The sequence below is a fragment of the Bacillus sp. FSL R5-0434 genome (assembly GCF_038004745.1).
Lineage (GTDB): Bacteria > Bacillota > Bacilli > Bacillales > Bacillaceae > Bacillus > Bacillus halotolerans.
In genome coordinates this window covers 1,414,652-1,439,275 of record NZ_JBBORV010000001.1, presented here as the reverse complement: position 1 = coordinate 1,439,275, position 24,624 = coordinate 1,414,652, and the positions used below count along the sequence as shown (strand labels likewise).

The following is a 24,624-nucleotide window of genomic DNA, read 5'->3' as shown; positions in this document are numbered from 1 at the left end:
TAATTATAGCATGCAGAAAAAGAATTTCAATTATAATTATTTTAATTTCTTTTTGATAATAATTATCATTAATGTCTGTTCACCTTTCATTATATGACAAAAAAGCTGAAAGGCTACGCTCTCAGCTTATTCTTTCGTCCATTCTTTCAATTGTTCAGCCGTCATCGGCCCCACTTTTGTTTCTTCAATTTCACCCTTTTCATTCAGCAAAAACGAGGTGGGAATCGTTATAATATGATATTCCTTCATTAAATCCCCTTTTGTGTCGAGAACAATCGGAAAGGTCAGATGGTTTGCTTTGATAAAGTCTTCAACGACTTGCTGATTTTGTTCTGAATTCACTAAATTGACCGTTACCAGCTTCACACTGTCAGATCGATGAGCCTCGTAAAATGATTGGAACTGAGGAAGTTCCTTTTTGCAGGGCGGACACCATGAAGTCCAAAAATGCAGGATCGTTTTCTGTCCTTTATTTGGGATGGAGATATCCTCTCCTTCTATCGTTTTCATGAGGAAAACCGCAGGAACAGCAGGCTGTTTAGTGGCAGCCTGTGCCGAAAGAGGCAGCCATGAAATCATAGCAAATAAGATCAGGCAAATAGCGAGGGGCAAGCGTTTTGTCAACATGGAATCTTCCTTTCATGCTTTTCAAATAGCTTGCCCCGCTAGAGATTTATCATCCTTCAATCCGCGGCGTTCGGTTTCCTCCCGTCAGAAAAACAGATACACGCAGCGCTTTGCAAATCGTTGTATAATGTAGGCTCGTCAGCAAAATCATGCCTGTATTCATCCCAAGGATAATCCCGAGCATTTGCAGGTTTTCCATTGAACCCAGCACATACATCATACTCAGCGCAACGAGATGGCTCCACACGTTGTGATAAAAAGCTTCTTTGACAAAGCCCATCCCGATTAAACATGCCTGAAGGGGCATCACAAATAAATGAAAGAGAAAGTACGGCCACAAAAGCTGCAAATAATACTGTGCTTCAGGAGAGTGAAAAAACAGATGGGTCAGGGGCTCCGCAAACTGGAACATGATCCAGACAGCCGGTATACCATATCCCAACGTGATAAAGATCGACTGCTTCAGCCTTTTTAATACGATGTCATATTGTGAGAGAGAATAAGCTTCAGAAATACTTGGAATCATGACGACCATTAACGAATGGGCGATAAAAGCAGGAAACGACCCTATCGTCACAGCCACTCCGGCAAGCATGCCGTATTGATCGATTGCAGTTGTCCCTGCAACGCCCGCTGCCAAAAGCGCTCCTTTTACTAAAAAGGGCTCAATGGCGTTGACTACAGCGTGGAAAATGCGCAGTCCGGTTGTCGGAATCGATACGGCAAGCAGTCTTTTTCTAACATCTTTCCCGCGTAAATGGATATGCTGCTGAACCGATACCGCACGTCTTGCCAGGATAAACTGTGAATACAAGTAAACAAGCACGATCACATCGCTCACGACAAGGACAAACAGCGAAATCAGCACAGCCATGTCCAGCTCAAACGAGTACCATTGAAAGAAGATGAACAAGCACAACAGCTGAATGATTTTTTTCAGTACATTAGCGATTGCGATCTTCCCCATTTTTTGCACACCCATAAAGTAGCCTCTGGCAATTGACGTAAAGGCGACAATAGGAATCAAGCCGATGACAATTCCTTTGATAAACGGGTGATATGTATCAAACACCGGAATAAAAGGAAGCGCAATACTGGCGGCGGCGGTGGAAAAGGCCGTGAAAACAGCTGTCATTCTGAAGGCATGCCTCAGCATGCTTTCATGGAGCTTTGGATTTGATTCAGCGATAAATTTAGAAATTGATATTGGCAGCTCCAAGCTTGCGATGACAATAATTAAAAAGATGGTAGGCAAAATACTCATGTAAAGCCCCATCCCGTGCTCGCCAAGCTCGCGCGCCAAAATCATATTCACGACAAATTCAAGGCATTCGGCGAAAAAGGCGGCAATGGATAAAAGAATAATCCCTTTTACAAATCGATTCATGATGTCTCTCCTTGTCTCTTGTACTACCAACATCATATGAGACAAGTTCAAAAATTATTTTATTTTTACTCTTTCTATAAAAAAAAGCACAGCTGAGACGAATGGTCTCTTCTATGCTTATATGGCAAAGACATGCCTGCCGATTTTTTCAATGATTTTCCTTGAGCGAATCCAGTCATCTGACGCCGTTTTCGGGTTATAAAAGAAAAGGGCTTCTGTTTCTCTGTCCTTAGATGACATCGCTTCTTCAACAGCCTCAATTGATTCTTTGTCTGGCTCTTGATTAATGCTTCCGTTTGCGACAGGTTCAAAGGCATTTTTCTGATAAATAACCCCTCTGATTGTATCGGGAAAGCCCTTCTTATCCGTCCTGTTCAGCACAACGCTTGCAACAGCGACCTTGCCTTCATAGGATTCGCCCTTCGCCTCTGCGTGAACGAGTCGGGAAAGCAATTCTTTTTCAGACTCAGAATAAGTTTCTTTCTTCTCATTCGCTTTCTCTGATTGTTCTTTTTCTTTCTTTTCAGTGTTCGCTGATAGCTTGATCGGCTTTATTTTTTTCTTGTCCTCATCAGCAGACAGTGAAGAGAAAGATGTGTCTGTGTCATGATTTATATGGGTAAGCAGCTTAGCTTCTTCATGTTTTGTCTTCTTTGTGTTCAGTAGTGAAGCTTGTGTATGTTCAATTTTCGAAGCAGGCATGAAACAAAGAAGAAAAACAGCTAGCGCAGTAAATTTTGTCGTCATACAGTTTCCTCCTTAAAGTGCTCAAAAAACACTTCATAACCTTAACAAGAGATCAAATGAATTTCACGGAAAAAGATTTTCCAACTCTCCCAAACAGGTATCAGGATGGAATATACCGGGTGACGCACTGATTAATGGCAAAAAAACAGCGTGATTTCCTATAAATCTTGTCATTTCAAGGCATATTTATCCATTTTTGTAATTTTACATTTTATTTACGTCTGTTACATCATTTGTAATAAAAGGCTGGCGTTCTGTCATATATGATAAAAAGGCTTCTCACTTATGAGAAACCTTTTAGCTTCTTGGCTGTTCTAAATATTGAAACACCACATCTCCGCCTTGCTGGGCAATGCCTCGGAAATGCTTAAAATCGTCCTGTTTCGATAAAACGGCCCTGAAATCAAGAAAGTGTTCTTTTTGGACTCTCAATTCTTTTATTTCACCAGTACGAAGCTGTTCAATCTGTTCTGTTATGTCTTCGGGACGCAATCAAAACTCCCCCTTTTCAATCTTTGAACGAAAATCAATATATCATTTTTCCTGCGCCAGGACAATTCCTTAGGACGATAAAACTCCTTATCGCTTTACTTCTCAATAAAAATACTGTTTAATACTTTCAAAAGGAATTATTATGTTTAAAGGAGAGGAAGCTTGTGAAAATCGCTAAGGTCGGAAACGTCATTGAATTTAAAAACGGATTAACCGGTGTTGTTGAAAAAGTTAATGAGAATTCTGTTATCGTAGATGTTACCATTATGGATAACTATCGGGATCTTGAGCTAGATTCACTGACTGTTGTTAATCATAAAAATTACAAGATCATCAGAGACTCCTATTAAATCCTCCTTCATCCACACGCATTCGCAAAAACTGCAAGACGAACAATTAAACACCTTACATATCAAATTAGCTTTCTCAAAAGCTGCCGGCCGGCAGCTTTTTTACATAAAAAACACCGATTATGAATCGGCGTTCGTGTCTGTTTCCGTTATTTCGATATAAAATTCACTCACGGCTCCCGCTTCGTACAGGTTGGTCAATGACGTTGAATAATTTGTGATTTCACCGCGGAAGGCAAGATTTTGTTCCGGAACTGCGACGTTAAATGTCTTTTCATATAACAGCACAGCGATATCATGATAAGTCTCACTGGTAACATGTAAGGTAAAGGCAATTTTCCGCTTCGGCTCGCTCTCTTCTTGATATGTTGACATTTCTAACGTGACATCGTTTAAACGCAATGTTTTCACTCGGTATCACTCCTTATCAGTTCATGCATCTTAACATAAAGCCGTTAACGTTTACAATGAATCTGTTCTGAGCATTATTTTAACCATTTCTTTAAAAAAGACGCCTTTACAAACATACGTTCGATATTTTATAATAAAACAGACGAGCTGCCATCCAGCATCCCGTCTTTTCATTAGAAGGTGACGAGTGGCATTCCCCCCGGATTCACTCGTCTTTTTTATGTATAAAATCCCCTGCATTCCGCAGGAGAAACTATATTAACGATTATTAACCGCCTCCGCTTATATATTTTTAAACACTCTATTCCAGACTGACGAATCTTCTTGTCCAAGACTCCAGCTGCCAACACCTTTAAGGTTATATTTTTGAACGAGTTTTATTTTTGCTCTGAGTGACTGTTCATTTTCGAACCATAATGTATATGTTCCTGGAGGTAATAGATCCTTCTTATCGTGTTTGATCGTAAAAACAGCTTTTGGAGACTGACTCTTTATGTCAAAAATAATTGTACCGTTATGCCTTTTTACTAATGAGTTAACAAGGTAAAGTGAAATGGCTTGTGAGTTAGATTGGTCTTGCATCCAGCAACGGCCATAGAAAGGCAATCCTAAAACCAGTTTTTTGGGAGAGATTTTTTGGGCTAGAGCATATTGAATGGACTTTTCCACCCATCCTACACTTGCAGTAGGCCCAGCAAGGCGGCTTTCATCATAGGCCATAACCATTAGATAGTCCGCATGTTTAGCTAAATTCTCATAATCATATAATCCGTGCCAGCCCTTCGTCCAGCCAAAAGGATTTGCTGCCACTGCAACTGATACCTCTTTGTGCCTAGGAATACCTTTTCTTACTAATCTAACGAAATCCGTAAATGCCTGCCGATCTTTCTCTGTAAGGTTTTCTATATCGATATTGACCCCGTCTAGATCCAGTTCTTCTATTGCATTAGAAATTTGTTTAGCCAAAACCACTCGTTTCTTTAACGCAACTCGACCCAAATCCTGATTCCAATGATTGCTTAAAAAAGGAACTACTTTTAATTTTCTTCTATGAAGAGCTTTAATCACATCAGGATTAGCTGAACGGAGAAGTAGTGATCCATTTTTTCTGATATAGAAAAAGTCAGGAGACACGACTTTTAATACTCCGTTCGTTTGATCAACATGATGAATAATATCATAACCTAATCCAGAATAGAAATAGCTCATTTGAAACATCTCATAACCCCTTCATTCTCAAAGATATCAAGTTTTAACAAATAAAATATGAAGATTGATCATTCCAATTTGTTTCGTTTCCGAAACCTCATAAATTACCTTTCTCTTATCTTTATCATTTGTCCGGGATAAATTCTATCTGAAGAAAGCTTATTAAGATTCATAAGTTGTTGTACCGGAATATTAAAGGATTTTGAAATCGTCCATAATGTATCGCCGGATTCCACACAATATACTTCATATGTCACGGGAAATTCCATATAAAGAGGCGTTCTTTTCACTTCTGTTTTGGTTTTTTCCCCTTCATTCATATTACTCTCCTTTAGAAAAATTTATTTTTAACATCTCTAGACCGTTTCTTTCTAATCTTAATGATTTGTCCCGCATATATCTGATCTGATTTGAAATGATTTAGCTCCATGATTTGTTTAAGGGGAATATTGTAATTTATGGCGATTTTCGTTAATGTTTCACCGGGAGCAACATGATGGATCACGTAATTTTCTTTGAGAACATCAACATAATGAATGGTTTCCTCTAGGTTTCTTAAGATTCCTCTGCTTTTTAGCACCTCAAGCATTCTCTCAGCTCTATGCCGATAGGAATCATTCTTTACAGCCTTTTTACCGTTTATCCGAATCTTCTTTCTCTCGCTATCATGATTCAAATAGTATTTAACCTTTTCAAATGTTTCTTGTGGGGAAGATGAAACGATGAGATCGCGGCCAGGTTTGAATTTACCTCGAACTGCTGGTGTATCCGATGTCAATAAAACCCCTCCGGAACCAAGAATCTCATAGGTGCGCTGCGTAAGCTGGCTTTCACAGTTTTGCAAACCGAGAATGATTTTTGCTGAACTGTAAACTTTATATGCTTCAGTATAATCAAGGTATCCATGAATCCAATTCCGGGGAATTTCTCTTCCTATATGTTTGCTCATTTTCTCCCAATTTTTCCCCCAAAAATCAATGCGAATACCATTTTGTATGAGAGGACGAATAAGCGTTTTTAAAGAGGATGAGCGGAACACTTCCGGATGTTCTTCAAGAAAATTAGGGTAAGCATTAGCCACCACCGCTATATCACAGCTATATTTGTCCAATGGTTTAATCTGATGATGTATACTTTCGTGATATGCAAAGTCTAAATGAGCCGCTTTTATCCCCATCCTTTCATAAGTTTTACACAGAGAAGGTGTAACGGTGAAAACAAAATCCGGTTTCATCTTTTTAATTAACGGGATAGTAAAGTTTTGAGTGTGCAGCGGGTCTTCAGTTGCCCAATAAACGAGGGGGATCTTCACCTTTTTAGTAGCATTGCGGATCCAGGCTTGCTTTTCCCTTGAATGCTCTGGTGTCCAACCCATAGATACGATTAGATCTGGTTTGAATTCTTCTATCATTTCAGTAACATTTTCCCGACTTACAGGGCCCGAAATCATTACGGTATGGCCTGCTTCACTAAACCCATTCGGTAAACCATAGAGCCACATAGGATGACTCTCTAGAAAAAGAATTTTCACACATGTTCGTCCTCTCTTTCACTTTTTTATGTCTACTTATTGGTATGTATTTGTAATATAACTTGTGACGGTACTAGTCTATACAAAACGTTCAGATATGAGATGACGTAATAGCTTCCTGAAAAATTACATTCTAAGAGAACGAAAAATAATCGTTTCTCTCGTCGACACGAAAAAATATAACAGAAGCTGAAAAATACTTTCGGTATTGCCGGATACGCCATCCATATATAATGAGAAATAAAAATTATAATCATCATTTAATAGCTTGTGCGGATGCCCCACAGAAAAGAAAGCGATCTACAAAATACTTTCCTTTGATTTCGCTAGACTTTCTGCCAAAAAAACTTACGTTAATATATTGATTTTTGCATAAAAGAAAAAGACGTACACATTTGTACGTCTTAAATTACCTCTGCAATATCAACTTTTCACTGCATAAAAGTCACACTAGGTCACACTTTTATTGGACTTAGTGTGGGTTCTCATTAGCGATTATCAATCGTCTCCGGATACAAGTCATGATTCATCATACGGTACTCGGCCATTTCCTCATACTTCGTGCCAGGTTTTCCGTAGTTTGTGTACGGATCAATGGAAATTCCGCCTCTTGGCGTGAATTTGCCCCATACTTCAATGTAGCGCGGGTCCATTAATTCAATCAAGTCATTCATGATGATGTTCATGCAGTCTTCGTGGAAGTCTCCATGGTTTCTGAAGCTGAACAAGTACAGTTTTAGTGATTTGCTCTCCACCATTTTTTCATCAGGAATATAGCTGATGTAAATTGTTGCAAAGTCAGGCTGCCCTGTTTTCGGACATAAAGATGTAAATTCAGGGCAGTTGAATTTTACAAAGTAATCACGGTTTACATGTTTATTCGGGAAGGATTCGAGCACGTCCGGCGCATATTCGAATAAATAGTTTGTTCCTTGGTTGCCAAGCAGTGTTACACCTTCTAATTCTGATTCTTTTCTTGTCGTCATATTTATCTTCCTTTCTATTAAACTCCTCGTTTGTTGCCCCATAACAGGGTATGCAGCTGCGGAAGCACTCTGACAAGATTCAGCTCCGCATCGGCAGCTACCTGATCAACGAGCGCTTCATATTTTCCAAGCAAATGTGCAATGAGTGATTTGTCGTCTGCCGTATGCACATCATCATTACCGACTTGCAGATAAAATGGTATCCCCGGGTAGCGTTTGTGTACAGTTTTGGCAAACTCGAGATCTTCATCATTAAAAATGACAACCTTCAAGCTGACAGCATGCTGTCTGTTATTCTCTTTCAGTGATGTCAAAATGTGATCCAGCTTATCAAAGTTCGTCACCATTTTCGAGCTTGGCGGTTTTGGTGAAATCGTCAGATCATCGATCAGTGTAAACCAATCCTGATAGACTGTCCCCTGTGTCTCGAGAGCTGCACGGATATTGTTTTCCTTCAGCAGTTCTATCAAAGCATCCAGCTGTTTTAACAGCGCCGGGTTTCCGCCGGAGATTGTTACGTGGGAAAACGCGTCTCCCCCAATCTCCTTAAGCTCTGAAAAAATCTCCTCGGCTGTCATCCAGCGAATATCTTTTTTAGCAGATCCGTCCCACGTGAAGGCGGAGTCACACCAGCTGCAGGAGTAATCACAGCCGGCCGTGCGGACAAACATTGTCTTCTGTCCGATCACCATGCCTTCTCCTTGAATCGTCGGGCCGAAAATTTCTAATACAGGAATTCCTTTAGCCATTCAAACCACCCTTTTTCGGACGGTATACACAATAACTGGTCGGTGTTTCACGGACAAACACCTGCACACAGCTTGGTTTATTCTCGAGTGTGTTTAAATAAGCCTGCACTTTGTCATAGATCGTTTTCGCCACGACTTCAGTTGTCGGCAGTGAATACCGGTCGTCCTTAGAAAATTCTTCATGATCATTTAAAAGCGTATGGTCATATGAGCCGTGAACCAGCTTTTTGAGCACACTGAAATTCACGAGAAAGCCGGAATTGTCAAGCTCATCACCGGCAACGGTAATATTTACGGTATACGTATGCCCGTGAACCCTGCTGCACGCTCCCGCACTTTCACGCGGAATAAAATGAGCAGCAGAAATTTGCATGTCCTTATTCAATTCAAATGAATAAGGATGCTGGACCTGTGGATATATTTGAGATAACAATTTATGCCCGCTCTCCTTTCATCGCCATATACTCTTCATAGCCTCTGGAGCGAAGATGACATGCCGGACATTCGCCGCAGCCGTCTGCGATGATGCCGTTATAGCATGTAAGCGTGTTGTTTTTCACAAAATCAAGCGCGCCAAGCTCATCTGCAAGCTTCCACGTTTCCGCCTTATTCAGCCACATGAGCGGTGTATGAATCACAAATGGCTTCTCCATGGCCAGGTTAACCGTCACATTGCAAGATTTAACGAATTCATCACGGCAGTCAGGATAGCCGCTGAAATCCGTTTCGCAAACGCCCGTGATAATATGGCGGGCGCCAATTTGGTACGCCAGGATAGACGCAAAAGATAAGAATACTAAGTTACGGCCTGGAACAAATGTTGATGGCAGCTCGCCGTCTTTTGCTTCAATTTCTATATCATTTCTCGTCAGGGCATTAGGCGCAAGCTGGTTTAAAAGTGACATATCAAGCAAATGATTTTTCACACCAAGCTTATCCGCAATCTCCTTCGCCACTTCAACTTCCTGCGAATGACGCTGATTATAATGAAAAGTTACAGTTTCCACTTCCTCAAATTCCTTTAACGCCCACAGTAAACATGTGGTACTGTCTTGGCCGCCGCTGAATACGACAATTGCTTTTTCCTTTTTCATGATTCCTCTCCTTCTCCGCTATAAAAATCTCGGCGAGAGACATCGCTACAACTGTTAAATATAAAAAAACACCTTTTTGGAAAGGTGCTCTAGAAAAACATAAAAAAGGCCGTATCCAAGGATACAGCACGTCCTTAGTTTTTTATAGAGGGTGTAGCTAGAACCTCTCCCGCATATCGAACGGATTTTCTTCAATTTTTCACTTCTGCTATCTTACCATAATGTTGTTTTTATTGACAATAAAAAAGATAGCCGAAAAGCCTGTCTCATTTTTTCCGCCTTGATCCTTTTACACAGCGAAAATACCTAATTAAGATCCGTTTCGGCTGGCGCAGGGTCTAACATAAACATTTGCTTCATTATTATATATGTTTCAATATTGTGATTACAAACTGCGCCGGGGGAGTTTTTTACAGACCAAAGCGCCTATGAAAGCCAAGCTCACATAGCCAAACAGTGGGTAAATGGTTGAAATGAGCTTGCCGTAGCCGATTTGACTCGTGATATAAGCCGTAATCATTATTGCCGCAAAAATATATTTACTTTTTATAGGAAGAAAGCTCTTCACTTGTTTTTCCAGCCCATAAAGGTTTCCGATCACCGATGTGAACACTTCGCCGAATATAATCAACAAATAAATCAAATGTACAGATCGCGCGAAGAGGTAAACCACTTGAGCCATCGGAATATCGTACAAAAATACATCCGGGAGCATCGACAAAGATAAAAAACTTGCGGAAAGCACAATTGTCAGCATTGTACCGCCGATGAAAGCGCCTTTTTTTATCACCTGTTCCGAAGACATTTCATTCGCCAGCGGCACCAAAACAGCCTGGGCAAGCGATAAATTCAAGGCTCCGTACGACACTGCTGATAATAGCCAGTCCCATCGATGCGGCCACACCCACTGAGCTGTATTCCGCGTCTCACTGAAAATAAATGAATCGGCCACCACAATCATAGAAAAGATAATCAAAAGCGGTACAACAAACACATTCACACCGAAAATGCCTTTTACTCCTCTTGTCATCACAATCAAACTTAATCCAATTGTGATCAGCATTCCAATCTGAGCGGACATCCCAAGCTGTTCCTCAAAAAGCGCTCCTGCCCCCGACAGCATGACAGATGTGACACCGAGAAGAACGAACAGCATAAAGACATTGATAATCCGTCCGGCAGCCGCCCCGAACAAGTATATATTCATTTCCTGATAGGACTTGGCATTGATTCGCTTTGAAATGATCATCAGCTTTGCGCCTAAAAACGTGAACATCCCGCCGCTTATAATAATACCAAGCAATCCGAACCAGCCGAACTTCAGAAAAAACTCAACAATTTCCCTGCCAGTTGCAAATCCCGCTCCGACGACTGTGCCTACATACACAAAAGCGAGCTGATGTGCAGACCCTTTTGATTGTTCCATTTCTCCCCTCCGAACCAACCGCAGTATTGTCCTTTTAGCCTTTTTATAGCCTATGAGACAAGTTCCTTGAAAAGACGAACAAAACATGTTTTACTGTGTAAACAATTCAAAAATATTTTTGAGCAAAAGCCTTGAAAGTCAAAAAAGGTCAGAGTATACTATTCATCAAAGAAGGTCAAACCAGCCGTCTTTTTATATTGTTTCATTGGTCAAAGTTAGTCAAAAACAAGACCGCTTTGAGCAAATGGTTTTGAAAGCCAGTGAATCTGGCGTATACTAATAGTCAAAGAAGGTCAAATAAGTCGGCCTTTTTTTCTAAACCGATTGGTCAAAGATGATCAAATTTTATAAGGAGGTTTTGGCAAATGCGTTGTCAACACTGTCATCAAAACGAGGCGACGATTCGCCTTAACATGCAAATAAATTCCGTTCATAAACAAATGGTTTTATGTGAAACTTGCTATCACGAACTGACCCGTAAACCTTCAATGAGCATGGGTCCTCAATCTTTCGGTTTTCCGTTTGAACAAGCATTCCAGCTGAAAGAACAAAGCGCAGCTAAGCAAAGCGAGAAAAAAGGATTGCTTGATGAACTGGCGCAAAATATTACAAACGGCGCAAAAGCCGGTCTGATTGATCCCGTCATCGGCCGTGATGAAGAAGTTGCGCGTGTGATCGAGATTCTTAACCGCCGCAACAAAAACAATCCGGTTCTGATTGGAGAGCCTGGTGTAGGGAAAACAGCAATTGCAGAAGGGCTCGCTTTAAAAATCACTGAAGGCGCTGTTCCAAATAAATTGAAAAACAAAGAGCTTTACTTGCTTGATGTCGCATCCCTTGTTGCAAACACTGGCATCAGAGGTCAATTTGAAGAAAGAATGAAACAGCTGATCACTGAGCTGAAAGAGCGCAAAAATGTCATTCTTTTCATTGATGAAATTCACCTTCTCGTTGGGGCAGGCTCTGCCGAAGGCTCAATGGATGCAGGTAACATTCTCAAACCCGCTCTTGCCAGAGGCGAGCTGCAGGTTATCGGAGCGACAACACTGAAAGAATACCGCCAAATTGAAAAAGATGCTGCGCTGGAAAGACGTTTTCAGCCTGTCATGGTGCAGGAGCCTACAATTGAACAAGCGATCAGCATTCTGCAAGGAATTAAAGACAAATACGAAGCATACCATGGCGTGACATTCAGCGATGAAGCACTGAAAGCCTGTGTCACTTTATCATCACGCTACATTCAGGACAGACATCTGCCGGACAAAGCGATTGATTTATTAGACGAAGCTGGATCTAAAGCCAACCTGTTAATTGATGATTTGAATGATGAAGATGCAGCTGAACGGCTGACTGCAATTGAAGCAGAAAAAACAAAAGCGCTGGAAGAAGAGAATTACGAATTGGCAGCAAAACTCCGTGATGAAGAAATCGCACTGGAGAAAAAACTGAACAGCTCTTCTTCACATTCCGCCGTCACAGTGGAAGCTGAGCACATTCAGGATATCGTAGAACAAAAAACAGGCATTCCTGTGGGAAAACTGCAGGCAGATGAGCAAACAAAAATGAAAGAGCTTGAAGCAAAGCTTCACGAACGCGTCATCGGACAAGAAGCGGCTGTTCAAAAAGTGGCAAAAGCGGTCAGACGCAGCCGCGCCGGCTTAAAATCAAAAAACAGACCAGTCGGCTCCTTCCTCTTTGTCGGACCAACCGGCGTAGGGAAAACAGAGCTTTCTAAAACCCTGGCGGATGAATTATTCGGTACGAAAGATGCCATTATCCGTCTCGATATGAGTGAATACATGGAGAAACATGCCGTATCGAAAATTATTGGTTCACCGCCTGGATACGTCGGTCATGAGGAAGCCGGACAATTAACGGAAAAAGTGCGCCGCAATCCATACAGCATCGTGCTGCTTGATGAGATTGAAAAAGCGCACCCAGATGTTCAGCATATGTTCCTGCAAATTATGGAGGACGGCCGCTTAACGGACAGCCAAGGCAGAACCGTAAGCTTTAAAGACACCGTCATTATTATGACAAGCAATGCAGGCACTGGTGAAAAACAAACGAAAGTCGGTTTCCAATCAGAAGACAGCGTGATTGAAGAACAAACATTAATTGATTCACTCAGCATGTTCTTTAAACCTGAGTTTCTCAACCGATTTGACAGCATCATCGAATTCCGTTCCCTTGAAAAAAAGCATCTGATCAAAATCGTCAGCCTTCTTCTTGGAGAATTGGAAGAAACATTGGCAGAACGAGGCATCAGCTTGAGTGTTTCAGATGAAGCGAAAGAAAAAATCGCTGAGCTGGGTTACCATCCTTCATTCGGTGCGCGCCCGCTCAGAAGAACGATCCAGGAATGGGTTGAGGACGAAATGACTGATCTGCTGCTTGACAATAACGAGATTGCAAGTTTTCACGTCACAGTAGAAAATGATAACATCAAAGTTCAGGCAAAATAAAAATCAGCGGCTTCCTTTTCAGGGAAGCCGCTTTTTATGTGAAAACCTTCTCTCGTCCGAGAACATGTCATTCCATCCCCTGAAGCGCTCATCTCCTTCTTTCTTTAAGGAGGGATGGAGCATGTTTATCTATAATGAATATTTATTTCTATTGTTATACGAAAACCGTTTAGAGAATCAGATACGCACCAATCAATCCCGGCACCTTAAAACCCGCGGCCTTTTTCATGCTGAAAAGCCTGCGTTTGTTTATTTCTCCCTTCTATGTATCTTCCTTGAATATTTCATGAACAATTTCACAATGTCCCTAAAGTTCCAGACACTGATACCGATATTAACCATAGACAAGCTAGTAAAAAAGGATTTGGTGAAAATTATGGATAAAACTTCGATTATCGGTATTATTCTTGCTTTTGTTGCATTGAGTGTGGGAATGGTTCTGAAAGGCGTCAGTTTCGCTGCTCTTGCAAATCCCGCTGCCATTTTAATAATCATCGCCGGAACGATATCAGCGGTAGTCATTGCGTTCCCAACGAAAGAAATCAAAAAAGTGCCTGTGCTGTTCCGTGTGCTATTTAAAGAAAACAAACAGCTGACAATAGAAGAACTCATTCCTATGTTCTCTGAATGGGCTCAGCTTGCACGCCGTGAAGGCCTGCTGGCTTTGGAAGCAAGTATTGAAAATGTAGATGACGCGTTTCTGAAAAACGGTCTCAGCATGGCTGTTGACGGGCAAAGCGCAGAATTTATCAGAGATATCATGACTGAAGAAGTTGAAGCGATGGAGGAAAGACACCAGGCCGGAGCCGCTATTTTTACACAGGCGGGAACTTACGCGCCGACACTTGGGGTGCTCGGTGCTGTTATCGGACTGATCGCCGCACTTTCTCATATGGACAATACAGATGAGCTTGGTCACGCCATCAGTGCAGCCTTTGTAGCCACCCTTCTCGGTATCTTTACGGGATATGTATTATGGCATCCTTTTGCAAACAAATTAAAACGCAAGTCAAAACAGGAAGTCAAGCTCCGTGAAATTATGATTGAAGGCGTCCTGTCCGTTTTAGAAGGACAGGCACCGAAAGTGATCGAGCAGAAACTTTTAATGTACCTTCCTGCGAAGGACCGTTTGAAATTTGCAGAACGAGAAGGAGAGGCGCAAAATGGCGAGAAAAAAGAAGAAGAAGCATGAGGACGAGCACGTTGATGAATCATGGCTGGTTCCTTACGCCGATATCCTTACCCTTCTCCTAGCATTGTTTATTGTGCTGTACGCGAGCAGCTCGATTGACGCAGCTAAATTTCAAATGCTTTCAAAATCATTTAATGAAGTCTTTACAGGCGGGACCGGCGTATTGGATTATTCCAGCGTCACCCCTCCTAAAAATGAGTCAGACGGAATCGACGAAGTGGAAAAGGAAAAAGAAGAGAAAAAGGAAAACAAGAAAGAAAAGGAAAAAGCAGCTGATCAAGAAGAACTTAAAAACGTGCAGAGCCAGGTGGAAAAGTTCATTAAAAATAAAAAGCTGGAGCATCAGCTGGAAACAAAGATGACTAAGGAAGGCCTGCTGATCACGATTAAAGACAGCATCTTCTTTGATTCAGGAAAAGCGACCATCCGCCAGGAAGACATTCCGCTTGCAAAAGAGATTTCAAACCTTCTTGTGATTAATCCGCCGAGAAACATCATTATCAGCGGACATACAGACAATATGCCGATTAGAAATTCAGAATTTCAGTCCAACTGGCATTTAAGTGTGATGAGAGCCGTAAACTTCATGGGGCTTCTGATTGAGAACCCTAAGCTCGATGCCAAAGTGTTTAGTGCCAAAGGCTATGGTGAGTATAAACCGGTGGCCTCCAACAAAACTGCGGAAGGCCGAAGCAAAAACAGGCGGGTTGAGGTTCTCATCTTGCCAAGAGGCGCAGCGGAAACAAATGAAAAATAGTAAAAAAGGAAGCCTGATCTATCACAAGGCTTCCTTTTTTTACTTATTATGAAACTGTTTTGCGTTTAATCCTACTCTTTTTAACATTTCAGTGCACATTTCAACTTCTTCTTCGCTTAATACGCTGATCATTTCATCAATTTCAGCTGCATGATCAGGGAAAATATCATCCAAAAGACTGATGCCTTTTTCGGTAATTTGTGCAAATGTTACTCGTCTGTCTGTAGGCGACGCTTTCCGAATAAGGAGCTCTTTTTGCTCAAGCTTATCTACGACGTAGGTGATGCTCCCGCTGGCCAAGAGTATTTTATCCCCTATCTGCTGCAGCGGCTGATCACCTTTATGATATAACAGCTCCAGCACAGCAAATTCAGTAGGATTCAGTCCATGCTTATGAATATGCTTATTCATATGATCATTAATAGACCGATACGCGCGTGACAGCACGATAAATAACTTCAGTGATTTTTCTGTCATGTCTCAATCATCCTTTTAGAAACCGTTACAGAGAAACATTAATAAACAAATACCGAAATGTCAATAAAAATCTTTCCAATATTTCTCTTCTTTTTTATTATTCATGTGAACAACATATTTTTCTTAATTATTTTGGTTATTTTTTCTTATTAAACAAGAAGAAACAATGATATAATACCTCTAATCAGGTGTATGTTGGAGCGATGCAAATTGAAAATACTAAAAGGCGCCTGCGGGAGAATTAAGCTTTACATTGCACTAGTAGTGATTCCGGCACTCGTCATAAGCTTTTTCGTCTATGAAAAAGAAAAAGAAACAATAGCTGCAGAACATAAGCAAGAAGCCAGTGTTATGCTGAACCTTCACCGCAACAAAATAAATTATTTAATCGGGGAAACAAAAGCGAGAATGACGTCCTTGTCTATCGCTATCGACAGACCGATAGATATGAATAAAATGAAAACTGTTTTGGAAAAAACGTTTGATTCCGAACCAAGGTTTTCCGGTCTTTATTTTCTCAATGCTAAAGGAGATGTCACTGCCAGCGCAACAGAATTAAAAACTAAAGTCAATCTGGCCGACAGATCCTTTTTTACAAAAGCGAAAAAAACAAAAAAGACTGTCATTACAGACAGCTATTCAAGCAGGATCACAGGCCAGCCGATTTTTACAATTTGTGTTCCCGTGCTGGATGAAAAGAAAAATGTCACAGATTATCTTGTGGCAGCTATACAAATTGACTATCTGCAAAACCTGATTAACTTGCTGAGCCCTGATGTCTATATTGAGGTTGTGAACGAAAATAACAAAATGATTTTCTCAAGCGGACAGGCTTCTCACGCAAGAGATCAAAAACCTGTCAGCGGTTATCTTGATGATATCAGCTGGAATATGAAAGTATATCCGAATCCTGTCACAATAGAGGAGCTGAGTAAAAGCCTTGTGCTCCCTCTTTCCTGTATTATAGTCTTGCTGAATATTCTTTTTATTCTTGTACTTTATTATTTGCTGAAGCGGCGGACCCAGCTGGAACGCACGGAAAATGAGCAGCAAAAATTAGAGCTGATCGGAACGCTTGCTGCCAGCACGGCTCACGAAATCCGCAATCCGCTCACCGGCATAAGCGGTTTTATTCAGCTGCTGCAAAAGAAATATAAAGGTGAAGAAGACCAGCTGTATTTTTCAATTATCGACCAGGAGATTAAACGTATCAATCAAATTGTGAGTGAGTTTTTAGTTCTCGGAAAACCGACAGCTGAGAAATGGGAGCTTAACTCGCTTCAGGATATTATCGGAGAAATTATGCCGATCATCTATTCTGAAGGAAATTTATATAATGTGGAGGTAGAGTTAAAATTTTTAACTGATAAACCGCTAAAAGTAAAATGTACAAAAGATCATATTAAACAAGTCATTTTGAATGTTGCGAAAAATGGCCTTGAGTCTATGCCGGAAGGTGGCAAACTCACAATTTCCTTAGGAGCAGTTGATAAAAAGGCCATTATAAAAGTGATGGATAACGGTGAAGGGATATCACAGGAAATGCTGGATCATATCTTTCTTCCATTTGTCACTTCTAAAGAAAAAGGAACCGGCCTCGGGCTTGTCGTATGTAAACGGATCGTGCTGATGTACGGAGGTTCCATTCATATAGAAAGTGAAGTACGAAGAGGAACCGAGGTTACCATTACCCTCCCCGTCTCCTCTTCCTAGCCCCCTGACAGTCTCAGGAGGGCTTATTTATTTTCGTGAACGGGTATTTTCATTCTCCTTGCTTACAGCTCCTCCTGAAAAGAAGAATCGGATCAAACGCAAAAGCATTTTCAAAAACAAAAAGATGAAAAAGAACACCAAAAAGCCTTTTAACCCTTCCGTTGCATCTAAAAACTCCATATTTCCCCGTCCGGTCACTTTTTGCTGAATCTCAATTGCAAATACGATAACAATGATGATCGTTACGGTATAGATAAAGGACAAAGCCGTCAAGCTCCATTTAGAAAGCCATGTAAATACAGCGTGAGTGACAGCGAAAAAGAAGATGCCAAATATTCCAATTACCCAAAAATGCATTTCTTTGTCGGTTAATTGAATGCCAAGCATCCCGCATATCGAAATAAAAGCATCATGAAATTGGTTTATCATTTCAGTAATGACTACCGCCAGTTCTTTCATCAGTTCCCTCTTTCGTATGAAATTTTCCCAGAAAAAAAGAGCGCTTCTGAAAAGCTCTCTCTTTATATATGCATCAGATAGCGCCGCTATTTATGTGCATCATATGCAGGCATGACGTCTCTTCGGGGCCACAAGCCTAATTTCTTCACAAGGCCTTGAATTCCTTTGGAATGTTCGTTTTCTTGCATGAGCTGGTGGTATTCGTTCATTAAAGAATCCAGCTCCTGACTGTGCCTGATTGTGTCATGCCCTGTAAATCCCTGCTTACTAGCGGCGTCTATCATTAACTTTCTTTTTTCATCAATAGACACCAGCAATCTTTCTTGTTCAGAAGAACAGCCCATTCAATTCACCCCTCGCCGCTAAGAAATAGGAAACAAGTTTGATTGGGTTATTGTGCATTATTACAGATTATACTTTATTTGTAAACATATTTTTATTAAATAACTTAATTTTTCATTTATAATAGATATATTGATAGGATTAGAAGAACAATACCCAGACGAAGATCATCTTAAACACACCGGCAGGCAGGAGGAATGCTAAATGAAGAAAAAAAAAGCGATAATGCTCGGTGCGGCAGGCGGAAAAGCTATTCTGAAAAGGAAAACCCGCAAAAAATTAATCAATCATATCACGATCTTTTGTCAAATGCTTCGCGATTGGCGAAACGGTGACTATCCCCGCTCACAGATTAAAACACTGTTGCTTCTGACAGCTGCTGTCTTTTATATCATCATGCCGATTGATATGATTCCGGACTTCGTGCTCGGTTTAGGAATTCTTGACGATGCTGCCGTTCTCGGTTTGATTTGGACGCTGGTCAAAAAAGAAATGTCCCAATACGAAGAATGGCGTTTACGATAAGCAAAAAAAGCCCCGCCTTTATGGACGGGGCTTTTTCTTCTTATTGGTTCACGCTGTCTTTTTCATAAATCGGAACCCAGCCTTCAGATGTAACAAAGATCCGCACCGCCACAACTTTTCGATCCTCTTGAAGTGTGAAATAATGGCGGATATTTTCAGGCACCGAGATTAAATCTCCAGGGTTTAAACGGACATCAAAAAATGTGCCGTCCTTGCCTTGAATGACGAAAATTCCGTGTCCGCATACAATAAAACGGACTTCATCGTCTGTATGGTGATGTTCTCTTTTAAAGTTTTCAAGCAGTTCATCCAGTTTCGGATTTGCGTCAGACAAAGAAATAACATCTTGGGCTTTGTAGCCGCGGCGGGCTGAGATATCTTTAATTTCAGCGTCGAAGGTGTCAAGAATTTGCTGTTTTTCTTCTTCAGACAGGACATATTTTTCTGAAAGCTGTTCAGGGAGCTTGGCGATATCCCATTGCTCATAGATCACCTCTTGGCTGTCCAGAAAGCTTGCCACTTCCTCTTGATTTTCAATCGTTGTATTTGCATCATCATGAATTCGAATTGTTGCCATTTGCGGTTCCCCCTTTTATTTAACCAGCTGATGCTGGAGTGTTTTCAGCTTCAAATGATAGCTGAATAAAAATTCATATGCTTCAAGCACTCTTTTCGCTTCAAATGCTGTTCTTCCCCAAGCAGTAATGCCATGGTTCCGGATAAGGACAGCTCCTGAATCTCCAGTAACCTGATCCGCGAAAAGCGCTGCGAGAGTCGGAATATGAGCCGGATTTTCTATAATTGGAATGGACACTTCTGCATTCTCTTCCCACAGGCCAAGCGCTTTTATAATTTCTTGACCTTTAAAAGTGATTTGATTTTGATCTCCATACAGCTCTGAGATGACGTTATTGTTGACCGTATGAACATGAAGACAGCATCCGGCATTTGTTTTATTGTACAGATGCGTATGCAAAAGCGTTTCTGCTGACGGTTTCAGATGATGTCCGCTTTCGGCAGGCTCTCCGTTCTGATCCACCAACAGGAAGTCTTCATCCGTTTCTTTTCGTTTATCTTTTCCGCTCGCCGTTACGAGAAATTGCAATGGCTCATCAGAAACCTTGATGGACAGGTTGCCGCTTGTCGCCGGAAACCAATCTCTTTCTGCCAATTCCCGTTTTACTTCAGCAAGCTCGAGCCAGCGCTCTTGTTTTGCAGCCATTTCTTTACCTCCGTTACGTCTTCAATCGCTTTCTTTATTTCGTGAAAATCATGGTATGGGATATGATTCAGATGATGCTCCTTGCATTCATTTAATAAATAATCCCTTGCAAAGCAAAGATCAGACAGCTTTGCCGCCTCTACATCGGTAACGGAGTCACCGATCATGATGATATATTGATCAGGCTCAGAAAGCTCGTTCATAACAGTCGGCTTGCAGCACCCGCATTGATTTGTGCATGTGCCTTTGCAAGAATGAGGCCAATCAATATGAATGAATTCGTTCTCAAATGACGCACGGTTGCAATAAATATGATCTTTCTCAACAATTCCTTCAAGCAGCGGATAGACAAAAAAGTCCATCCCCCCGCTTACGACATAAAACGGGAGTTCATGCTTGTTAACAAATGCGACAAATTCCCGAAAGCCGTCCCGGATTTTTGCGTCTTCTAATACGAATCTCGTAATCTCCTCTTTTAAGCTGCTCGGCAGAAGGCCGAACATTCGTCCGACGCCTTCTTGGATCGACATCGTTTTGGAGAGCACGCCGTCTTTTAACGCCGTCCACTCCGGCGGAGCGAATGTTTTCATAATGTTTATAATGTTGTCGTTCATCGTGATGGTTCCATCAAAATCACATATAATTAACGGTTTTTGAGTCGTCATACGGCTTCAGCCTTTCCCCATTTATCAAGCGCAAGCTTCAAATCTTCGCATTGACCGGCTTTTTCTTCAATCGGCTCCGCCTCCAAAACCGCATCAATAATAGCTCTGAACGCTTTGCCCCCGCCTTGGGCGCCGTTTGGATGTCCGTGTATGCCTCCTCCGGCGTTAATAATATGATCGATGCCAAAATCACGCATGAGAAGCGGAACCATACCAGGGTGAATACCGGCGGACGGAACGGCAAATGTCTGTTTAAAGGCATCTTCTCTTACGCATTCTTCATGAATCGCCAGCGCGTCTTCTCTAGGAAGCGCAACTGAACCATATGGAGAAGGAAACAGACTGAAGTCAGCGCCGCAATATCGGTTTAATTTTCCAAGCAAAAGAGCATGGGAAAACCCGTACAACGGTGAGGATGTAAATGCCCCGCTGACTGCTGGGTGCGCCATAATGGGGATTGATACGTCCGGATCTTCCGCAAGGCTTTGCATGACGTCCAAACTGTAAGCGAAGACATTCAATAAAAGCGCATCCGCTCCCAATTCAGCAGCGCGTCTTGCTTTATCTTTAAGCTCAGCCGTTCTACCAGTCAAATTCACTGCATACAGCGTTTTATGGCCGGTCTGCTCGTATGTTTCTTTCAAAATTTGTTTTCCCTCTGTAATTCTTGTTTCAAAAGGTGCTAAACCCGTCTCAAAGAAAATTTCATCGTCTTTGATTAAGTCAACCCCGCCTAGCGCCTGCTGCCTGAGCTGTTCTTTAATATCACTCAGGTCCCTTCCGATGACCCCTTTAAAAATGCTCATTAACAGCGGTCTTTCAAACTCTCCAAGCATCTTCCGGATGCCGTATACGCCAAACTTCGGGCCCGGAAGTGTTCGCTTAAACGCTTCAGAAAATTCGAGATCTATTAACTTGATTTTTCCGTCCAGCGACAGCTTGCCAAACACAGTTGTCAGCAATGCCGGAATATCCTGTGAGAAATTTACCTCGGGATAAGCAATTGTGATAACCGCTTGTTTCCCTGATGCAAGATGTCCCTCTCTCTCCTCGACCTTTACAACCCGTCCCTTATGCTTTTGCATCTGCTCCTGCTTCACCAGAGGCAGATCAGTCCAAGAGCCCACCGTCAATCCAGTTGCGATTTGTTCTGCTTTTTTCTCCGTGTCGGCTCCCGGCTCGGTCAGGAGATATGTTGCTAATAATTCACTCATGCCAGAGCTCCTTTCATTTTTTAACCCATATAAAAAACCTCTTCAAACAGCAATGCGTCTAAAGAGGTTTCGTTTCTCGTCCGAATCTTATCTCTCAGCCGCCAGCTGCAAGAATTAGCACCGTGCTTTACAAGTCGGTTGCCGGGCTTCATCGGGCTCGTCCCTCTGCCTGCTCTTGATAAGAAAATATAGATTTTATAAATTATTTTGAATTATCCCACCGTTAAAGAATCTTGTCAATGCTTTTTTGGGTAAACAGGTTTAGTTTGCCAATTCGATGAGCTGCTTCTTTAAGCCTAGCTTCACTCGTTAAGAGCCCCACTCTGACATACCCCTCGCCATATTTACCAAAGCCGTTTCCTGCTGCAACCGCCACATTCGCTTTTTCAAGCAAGAAATCTGAGAATTGCTCAGAGCTATAGCCTTCAGGCACCGGCAGCCACGCAAAAAATGAACCCGCAGGCGCTGTTACATCCCAGCCAATTTCCCTGCATGCCGCTATCCAAGCGTTGCGCCTGCTTTCATACCGGGCATTTTGCTCCGCTACGCATGTCTGCTCAGATAAAAGTGCCGCCTCGGCAGCCTGCTGGGTTGCTTTGAAAAGACTGACAAACATATGGTCTTGATAAAGATTGATCGCTTCTATGACCGAGGCGTTACCAACTGCAAAACCGACCCGCCAGCCCGCCATATTATATGTTTTGGACAGCGTGTAAATTTCTATTCCGATATCCTTAGCGCCTTCAGTCTGCAAAAAGCTTAAAGGCTTGTGTCCGTCAAAGCCCACTGCACCGTAAGCAAAATCATGGACCACACAGATTTCGTTTTCTTTCGCAAAACTCACCGTTTCTCTAAAAAATTCTGCGGTAGCGACGGCTCCAGTCGGATTATTCGGATAATTCAAGTACATCAGTTTCGCTTTTTCTCTTACGTCAGGGGAAATGCTTGCGTATTCAGGAAGAAACGCATTTTCCTTAGTGAGCGGCATCATTTCCATATTCGCTTTCGCAAGCGTGACACCGGACCAATAATCTGGATAGCCAGGGTCAGGAACCAAAATCGTATCCCCCGGATTTAGCAGGCATTGCGGCAGCTCGACAAGACCGGCTTTCCCGCCGAATAATACGGCTACTTCAGTTTCCGGATCAAGCTGAACGCCGTATTCTCTTTTATAAAATGCAGCCGCTGCTGATTTAAGACTGTGCGAACCTCGAAATGAGGAGTATTTATGATTTTCAGGCTGAGCAACGGCTCGCTTCATTTCCTCAACAATATGCTCGGGCGTCGGCTGATCCGGATTCCCCTGCCCCAAATTGATGACATCATGTCCTTCCTTCAGCTTTAGGTTCACTTTCTGCACAAGAGAAGCAAAGAATTGTTTAGGCAGTTCCTGCAGCACTTGAGAATGTTCAAATTTCATCTGTTTTCACCTTCTAAAAAAATCTTGAAATGATAGTCCAGTATCATATATGGTTAAATGAAAAAAGTAAAGAAAAATATGGGGTGTTAAAAAATGAAATGGACCATATCTTGTCTTCAATTTGATATTTCATACGGAAAACCTTCAGAAAATATAAAAAAGGCTGAATCTTTAATTGAAAAAGAGAGTAAAAATGCTGACGTTCTTGTTCTCCCTGAATTATGGACGACTGGTTACGACCTTGCCAAACTTGATCAGCTTGCTGATGAAGACGGGCTCACTGCTCAAAGCTGGCTGCAAAAAACCGCAAAAAAACACGGGGTTCATATTGTCGCAGGATCTGTTGCTGTCAGAAAGGGTTCTGATGTTTATAATACAATGTTCATCGCAGATAAGGAAGGACGAATCATTAAAGAGTACAGCAAAGCCCATCTTTTTCAGCTGATGGATGAGCATGAGTATTTATCAGCCGGTTCCGCGGACGGATACTTCGAGCTTGAAGGCGTCAAAAGCTCAGGACTGATCTGTTATGATATCCGTTTTCCGGAATGGATCAGAAAACATACGACTAAAGGCGCTAACGTGCTGTTCATTTCTGCGGAATGGCCTCTGCCCCGTCTTGATCATTGGAAAAGCCTGCTTATTGCGAGGGCTATTGAGAATCAATGCTTTGTCGCTGCCTGCAATTGCACAGGATCTAATCCCGATAATGAATTCGCCGGGCACAGCATGATTATTGACCCTTGGGGACGCATATTGGCCGAGGGCGGCCGTGAAGAAGGCATTGTCAGAGCGGAAATTGACCTTCAAGAAAGCGTTGAGGTGCGGGGAAAAATTCCTGTTTTCGATGATATCAGAAAAGATTTATATTAAAAAATATATTGACAATTCAATCACACACCTGTTACTATGTTCATCAACTGATAAATTAGAATTGTTTAACAAGTGAATATATTCTCTTATCGAGAGTTGGGCGAGGGATTGGCCTTTTGACCCCAACAGCAACCGACCGTAATTCCATTGTGAAATGGGGCGCATCTTCTTGGCGCCGAGACTGAGGTCTCGTAAGGCACGGTGCTAATTCCATCAGATTTGATCTGAGAGATAAGAGAGGCGGGACATGATTGTTAAGCCTCCTTCTCTCTGAGAAGGAGGCTTTTTTAC

The 24,624-nt window shown here is 41.9% G+C and carries 28 protein-coding genes and 3 riboswitches; of the genes, 7 read left to right on the top strand and 21 right to left on the bottom strand.

Going from position 1 to position 24,624, the window contains the following annotated elements; genetic code table 11:
• Positions 1-126 precede the first annotated feature (126 nt).
• The 4 genes from stoA to NYE43_RS07505 form a co-directional block, all read right to left on the bottom strand.
• Positions 127-627 carry an endospore biogenesis thiol-disulfide oxidoreductase StoA gene (gene stoA / locus NYE43_RS07520; protein ID WP_105990719.1) on the bottom strand — a complete coding sequence of 167 codons (501 nt, stop codon included), beginning with the start codon at positions 625-627 and terminating at the stop codon, positions 127-129.
• Positions 628-676: 49 nt separating this feature from the next.
• On the bottom strand, positions 677-2,014 hold the full coding sequence (gene ykvU, locus NYE43_RS07515) for a sporulation protein YkvU (RefSeq protein WP_024121188.1): 1,338 nt from the start codon (positions 2,012-2,014) through the stop codon (positions 677-679).
• 117 nt (positions 2,015-2,131) lie between these two features.
• Entirely contained in the window at positions 2,132-2,761 is a 630-nt protein-coding gene (locus NYE43_RS07510; protein ID WP_024121187.1) for a cell wall hydrolase, read from the bottom strand.
• A 297-nt stretch (positions 2,762-3,058) separates the two neighbouring features.
• Positions 3,059-3,253, bottom strand: a complete 195-nt coding sequence (locus NYE43_RS07505; protein ID WP_010334023.1) for a hypothetical protein — start codon at positions 3,251-3,253, stop codon at positions 3,059-3,061.
• A 164-nt stretch (positions 3,254-3,417) separates the two neighbouring features.
• Between NYE43_RS07505 and NYE43_RS07500 the strand changes: the two genes are divergently transcribed.
• The gene (locus tag NYE43_RS07500) at positions 3,418-3,603 is read left to right on the top strand and encodes a YkvS family protein (protein ID WP_003232446.1); all 186 of its coding nucleotides are present in this window, start codon (positions 3,418-3,420) and stop codon (positions 3,601-3,603) included.
• A 120-nt stretch (positions 3,604-3,723) separates the two neighbouring features.
• On the opposite strand, the gene NYE43_RS07495 is transcribed toward NYE43_RS07500, so the two are convergent.
• The 9 genes from NYE43_RS07495 to NYE43_RS07455 all read right to left on the bottom strand — a co-directional run bounded on the left by NYE43_RS07495 (position 3,724) and on the right by NYE43_RS07455 (position 11,009).
• The gene (locus NYE43_RS07495; RefSeq protein ID WP_024121186.1) at positions 3,724-4,014 is read right to left on the bottom strand and encodes a DUF3219 family protein; all 291 of its coding nucleotides are present in this window, start codon (positions 4,012-4,014) and stop codon (positions 3,724-3,726) included.
• 282 nt (positions 4,015-4,296) lie between these two features.
• A complete protein-coding gene (locus tag NYE43_RS07490) occupies positions 4,297-5,232 on the bottom strand; it encodes a glycosyl hydrolase family 18 protein (protein WP_268543665.1) in 936 nt (311 codons plus the stop codon).
• 95 nt (positions 5,233-5,327) lie between these two features.
• Complete coding sequence (locus NYE43_RS07485) at positions 5,328-5,543, bottom strand: LysM peptidoglycan-binding domain-containing protein (RefSeq protein ID WP_198097634.1); 216 nt, start codon at positions 5,541-5,543, stop codon at positions 5,328-5,330.
• Positions 5,544-5,554: 11 nt separating this feature from the next.
• On the bottom strand, positions 5,555-6,754 hold the full coding sequence (locus NYE43_RS07480) for a glycosyltransferase family protein (RefSeq protein ID WP_198097635.1): 1,200 nt from the start codon (positions 6,752-6,754) through the stop codon (positions 5,555-5,557).
• Positions 6,755-7,242: 488 nt separating this feature from the next.
• A complete protein-coding gene (queF, locus tag NYE43_RS07475; protein ID WP_024121183.1) occupies positions 7,243-7,740 on the bottom strand; it encodes a preQ(1) synthase in 498 nt (165 codons plus the stop codon).
• A 17-nt stretch (positions 7,741-7,757) separates the two neighbouring features.
• A complete protein-coding gene (gene queE, locus NYE43_RS07470) occupies positions 7,758-8,489 on the bottom strand; it encodes a 7-carboxy-7-deazaguanine synthase QueE (protein WP_024121182.1) in 732 nt (243 codons plus the stop codon).
• On the bottom strand, positions 8,482-8,922 hold the full coding sequence (gene queD, locus NYE43_RS07465) for a 6-carboxytetrahydropterin synthase QueD (RefSeq protein WP_024121181.1): 441 nt from the start codon (positions 8,920-8,922) through the stop codon (positions 8,482-8,484). The genes queE and queD overlap by 8 nt, the downstream gene beginning before the upstream one ends.
• Position 8,923: 1 nt before the next feature.
• Positions 8,924-9,583, bottom strand: a complete 660-nt coding sequence (gene queC, locus NYE43_RS07460; RefSeq protein WP_341061448.1) for a 7-cyano-7-deazaguanine synthase QueC — start codon at positions 9,581-9,583, stop codon at positions 8,924-8,926.
• A gap of 128 nt (positions 9,584-9,711) precedes the next feature.
• A riboswitch (PreQ1 riboswitch) is annotated at positions 9,712-9,756 on the bottom strand.
• A 212-nt stretch (positions 9,757-9,968) separates the two neighbouring features.
• Positions 9,969-11,009, bottom strand: coding sequence for a YkvI family membrane protein (locus NYE43_RS07455; protein WP_101865223.1), 1,041 nt, complete (start codon positions 11,007-11,009; stop codon positions 9,969-9,971).
• Positions 11,010-11,374: 365 nt separating this feature from the next.
• Between NYE43_RS07455 and clpE the strand changes: the two genes are divergently transcribed.
• The 3 genes from clpE to motB all read left to right on the top strand — a co-directional run bounded on the left by clpE (position 11,375) and on the right by motB (position 15,423).
• Positions 11,375-13,474, top strand: coding sequence for an ATP-dependent protease ATP-binding subunit ClpE (gene clpE / locus NYE43_RS07450; RefSeq protein ID WP_341061446.1), 2,100 nt, complete (start codon positions 11,375-11,377; stop codon positions 13,472-13,474).
• 376 nt (positions 13,475-13,850) lie between these two features.
• Positions 13,851-14,666: a flagellar motor stator protein MotA gene (motA, locus tag NYE43_RS07445; RefSeq protein WP_024121174.1), complete on the top strand. Its 816-nt coding sequence runs from the start codon at positions 13,851-13,853 to the stop codon at positions 14,664-14,666.
• On the top strand, positions 14,638-15,423 hold the full coding sequence (gene motB / locus NYE43_RS07440) for a flagellar motor protein MotB (protein WP_024121173.1): 786 nt from the start codon (positions 14,638-14,640) through the stop codon (positions 15,421-15,423). Before motA ends, motB begins: the two co-directional genes overlap by 29 nt.
• Before the next feature lie 39 nt (positions 15,424-15,462).
• Here motB and mhqR read toward each other — a convergent pair whose 3' ends face one another.
• The gene (mhqR, locus tag NYE43_RS07435) at positions 15,463-15,900 is read right to left on the bottom strand and encodes a MarR family transcriptional regulator MhqR (RefSeq protein WP_024121172.1); all 438 of its coding nucleotides are present in this window, start codon (positions 15,898-15,900) and stop codon (positions 15,463-15,465) included.
• 192 nt (positions 15,901-16,092) lie between these two features.
• On the opposite strand from mhqR, the gene NYE43_RS07430 reads away from it, so the two are divergent.
• Positions 16,093-17,613 carry a PAS domain-containing sensor histidine kinase gene (locus NYE43_RS07430; RefSeq protein WP_185848011.1) on the top strand — a complete coding sequence of 507 codons (1,521 nt, stop codon included), beginning with the start codon at positions 16,093-16,095 and terminating at the stop codon, positions 17,611-17,613.
• A 27-nt stretch (positions 17,614-17,640) separates the two neighbouring features.
• On the opposite strand, the gene NYE43_RS07425 is transcribed toward NYE43_RS07430, so the two are convergent.
• On the bottom strand, positions 17,641-18,072 hold the full coding sequence (locus tag NYE43_RS07425) for a hypothetical protein (RefSeq protein ID WP_341061443.1): 432 nt from the start codon (positions 18,070-18,072) through the stop codon (positions 17,641-17,643).
• An 86-nt stretch (positions 18,073-18,158) separates the two neighbouring features.
• Complete coding sequence (locus NYE43_RS07420; protein ID WP_024121169.1) at positions 18,159-18,416, bottom strand: aspartyl-phosphate phosphatase Spo0E family protein; 258 nt, start codon at positions 18,414-18,416, stop codon at positions 18,159-18,161.
• Between the two features lie 202 nt (positions 18,417-18,618).
• Here NYE43_RS07420 and NYE43_RS07415 point away from each other — a divergent pair, with 202 nt between their 5' ends.
• Positions 18,619-18,939 (top strand): YkvA family protein, encoded by a 321-nt coding sequence (locus NYE43_RS07415; protein ID WP_217827077.1) that lies wholly within the window; start codon positions 18,619-18,621, stop codon positions 18,937-18,939.
• Positions 18,940-18,979: 40 nt separating this feature from the next.
• Here the strand turns inward: NYE43_RS07415 and NYE43_RS07410 are convergent, their stop codons facing one another.
• From NYE43_RS07410 to NYE43_RS07390, 5 genes are all read right to left on the bottom strand, one after another.
• On the bottom strand, positions 18,980-19,516 hold the full coding sequence (locus NYE43_RS07410) for a 1,2-dihydroxy-3-keto-5-methylthiopentene dioxygenase (protein ID WP_341061439.1): 537 nt from the start codon (positions 19,514-19,516) through the stop codon (positions 18,980-18,982).
• Between the two features lie 15 nt (positions 19,517-19,531).
• Positions 19,532-20,161: a methylthioribulose 1-phosphate dehydratase gene (locus NYE43_RS07405; RefSeq protein ID WP_105990711.1), complete on the bottom strand. Its 630-nt coding sequence runs from the start codon at positions 20,159-20,161 to the stop codon at positions 19,532-19,534.
• Positions 20,119-20,826: a 2-hydroxy-3-keto-5-methylthiopentenyl-1-phosphate phosphatase gene (mtnX, locus tag NYE43_RS07400; RefSeq protein WP_341061437.1), complete on the bottom strand. Its 708-nt coding sequence runs from the start codon at positions 20,824-20,826 to the stop codon at positions 20,119-20,121. Before mtnX ends, NYE43_RS07405 begins: the two co-directional genes overlap by 43 nt.
• Positions 20,823-22,040, bottom strand: a complete 1,218-nt coding sequence (gene mtnW / locus NYE43_RS07395) for a 2,3-diketo-5-methylthiopentyl-1-phosphate enolase (protein WP_339236830.1) — start codon at positions 22,038-22,040, stop codon at positions 20,823-20,825. The genes mtnX and mtnW overlap by 4 nt, the downstream gene beginning before the upstream one ends.
• Before the next feature lie 84 nt (positions 22,041-22,124).
• Positions 22,125-22,225, bottom strand: a riboswitch (SAM riboswitch).
• Positions 22,226-22,263: 38 nt separating this feature from the next.
• Positions 22,264-23,460: a pyridoxal phosphate-dependent aminotransferase gene (locus NYE43_RS07390; protein ID WP_339236827.1), complete on the bottom strand. Its 1,197-nt coding sequence runs from the start codon at positions 23,458-23,460 to the stop codon at positions 22,264-22,266.
• A 93-nt stretch (positions 23,461-23,553) separates the two neighbouring features.
• Between NYE43_RS07390 and NYE43_RS07385 the strand changes: the two genes are divergently transcribed.
• Positions 23,554-24,333, top strand: coding sequence for a carbon-nitrogen family hydrolase (locus NYE43_RS07385; RefSeq protein WP_341061434.1), 780 nt, complete (start codon positions 23,554-23,556; stop codon positions 24,331-24,333).
• An 83-nt stretch (positions 24,334-24,416) separates the two neighbouring features.
• Positions 24,417-24,571: riboswitch (SAM riboswitch) on the top strand.
• Positions 24,572-24,624: the final 53 nt, after the last annotated feature.

Excerpts from the sequence above, each read along its gene's own strand:
- NYE43_RS07415 (WP_217827077.1), top strand. The coding sequence starts at position 18,619 with ATGAAGAAAAAAAAAGCGATAATGCTCGGTGCGGCAGGCGGAAAAGCT.
- queC (WP_341061448.1), bottom strand. The coding sequence starts at position 9,583 with ATGAAAAAGGAAAAAGCAATTGTCGTATTCAGCGGCGGCCAAGACAGT.
- clpE (WP_341061446.1), top strand. The coding sequence starts at position 11,375 with ATGCGTTGTCAACACTGTCATCAAAACGAGGCGACGATTCGCCTTAAC.
- NYE43_RS07385 (WP_341061434.1), top strand. The coding sequence starts at position 23,554 with ATGAAATGGACCATATCTTGTCTTCAATTTGATATTTCATACGGAAAA.
- NYE43_RS07485 (WP_198097634.1), bottom strand. The coding sequence starts at position 5,543 with ATGAATGAAGGGGAAAAAACCAAAACAGAAGTGAAAAGAACGCCTCTT.
- NYE43_RS07410 (WP_341061439.1), bottom strand. The coding sequence starts at position 19,516 with ATGGCAACAATTCGAATTCATGATGATGCAAATACAACGATTGAAAAT.
- mtnW (WP_339236830.1), bottom strand. The coding sequence starts at position 22,040 with ATGAGTGAATTATTAGCAACATATCTCCTGACCGAGCCGGGAGCCGAC.
- NYE43_RS07455 (WP_101865223.1), bottom strand. The coding sequence starts at position 11,009 with ATGGAACAATCAAAAGGGTCTGCACATCAGCTCGCTTTTGTGTATGTA.
- NYE43_RS07425 (WP_341061443.1), bottom strand. The coding sequence starts at position 18,072 with ATGAAAGAACTGGCGGTAGTCATTACTGAAATGATAAACCAATTTCAT.
- NYE43_RS07490 (WP_268543665.1), bottom strand. The coding sequence starts at position 5,232 with ATGTTTCAAATGAGCTATTTCTATTCTGGATTAGGTTATGATATTATT.
- queE (WP_024121182.1), bottom strand. The coding sequence starts at position 8,489 with ATGGCTAAAGGAATTCCTGTATTAGAAATTTTCGGCCCGACGATTCAA.
- NYE43_RS07430 (WP_185848011.1), top strand. The coding sequence starts at position 16,093 with ATGTTGGAGCGATGCAAATTGAAAATACTAAAAGGCGCCTGCGGGAGA.
- queF (WP_024121183.1), bottom strand. The coding sequence starts at position 7,740 with ATGACGACAAGAAAAGAATCAGAATTAGAAGGTGTAACACTGCTTGGC.
- NYE43_RS07420 (WP_024121169.1), bottom strand. The coding sequence starts at position 18,416 with ATGGGCTGTTCTTCTGAACAAGAAAGATTGCTGGTGTCTATTGATGAA.
- mtnX (WP_341061437.1), bottom strand. The coding sequence starts at position 20,826 with ATGACGACTCAAAAACCGTTAATTATATGTGATTTTGATGGAACCATC.
- mhqR (WP_024121172.1), bottom strand. The coding sequence starts at position 15,900 with ATGACAGAAAAATCACTGAAGTTATTTATCGTGCTGTCACGCGCGTAT.
- motB (WP_024121173.1), top strand. The coding sequence starts at position 14,638 with ATGGCGAGAAAAAAGAAGAAGAAGCATGAGGACGAGCACGTTGATGAA.
- NYE43_RS07405 (WP_105990711.1), bottom strand. The coding sequence starts at position 20,161 with ATGGCTGCAAAACAAGAGCGCTGGCTCGAGCTTGCTGAAGTAAAACGG.
- NYE43_RS07390 (WP_339236827.1), bottom strand. The coding sequence starts at position 23,460 with ATGAAATTTGAACATTCTCAAGTGCTGCAGGAACTGCCTAAACAATTC.
- motA (WP_024121174.1), top strand. The coding sequence starts at position 13,851 with ATGGATAAAACTTCGATTATCGGTATTATTCTTGCTTTTGTTGCATTG.
- NYE43_RS07510 (WP_024121187.1), bottom strand. The coding sequence starts at position 2,761 with ATGACGACAAAATTTACTGCGCTAGCTGTTTTTCTTCTTTGTTTCATG.
- ykvU (WP_024121188.1), bottom strand. The coding sequence starts at position 2,014 with ATGAATCGATTTGTAAAAGGGATTATTCTTTTATCCATTGCCGCCTTT.
- stoA (WP_105990719.1), bottom strand. The coding sequence starts at position 627 with ATGTTGACAAAACGCTTGCCCCTCGCTATTTGCCTGATCTTATTTGCT.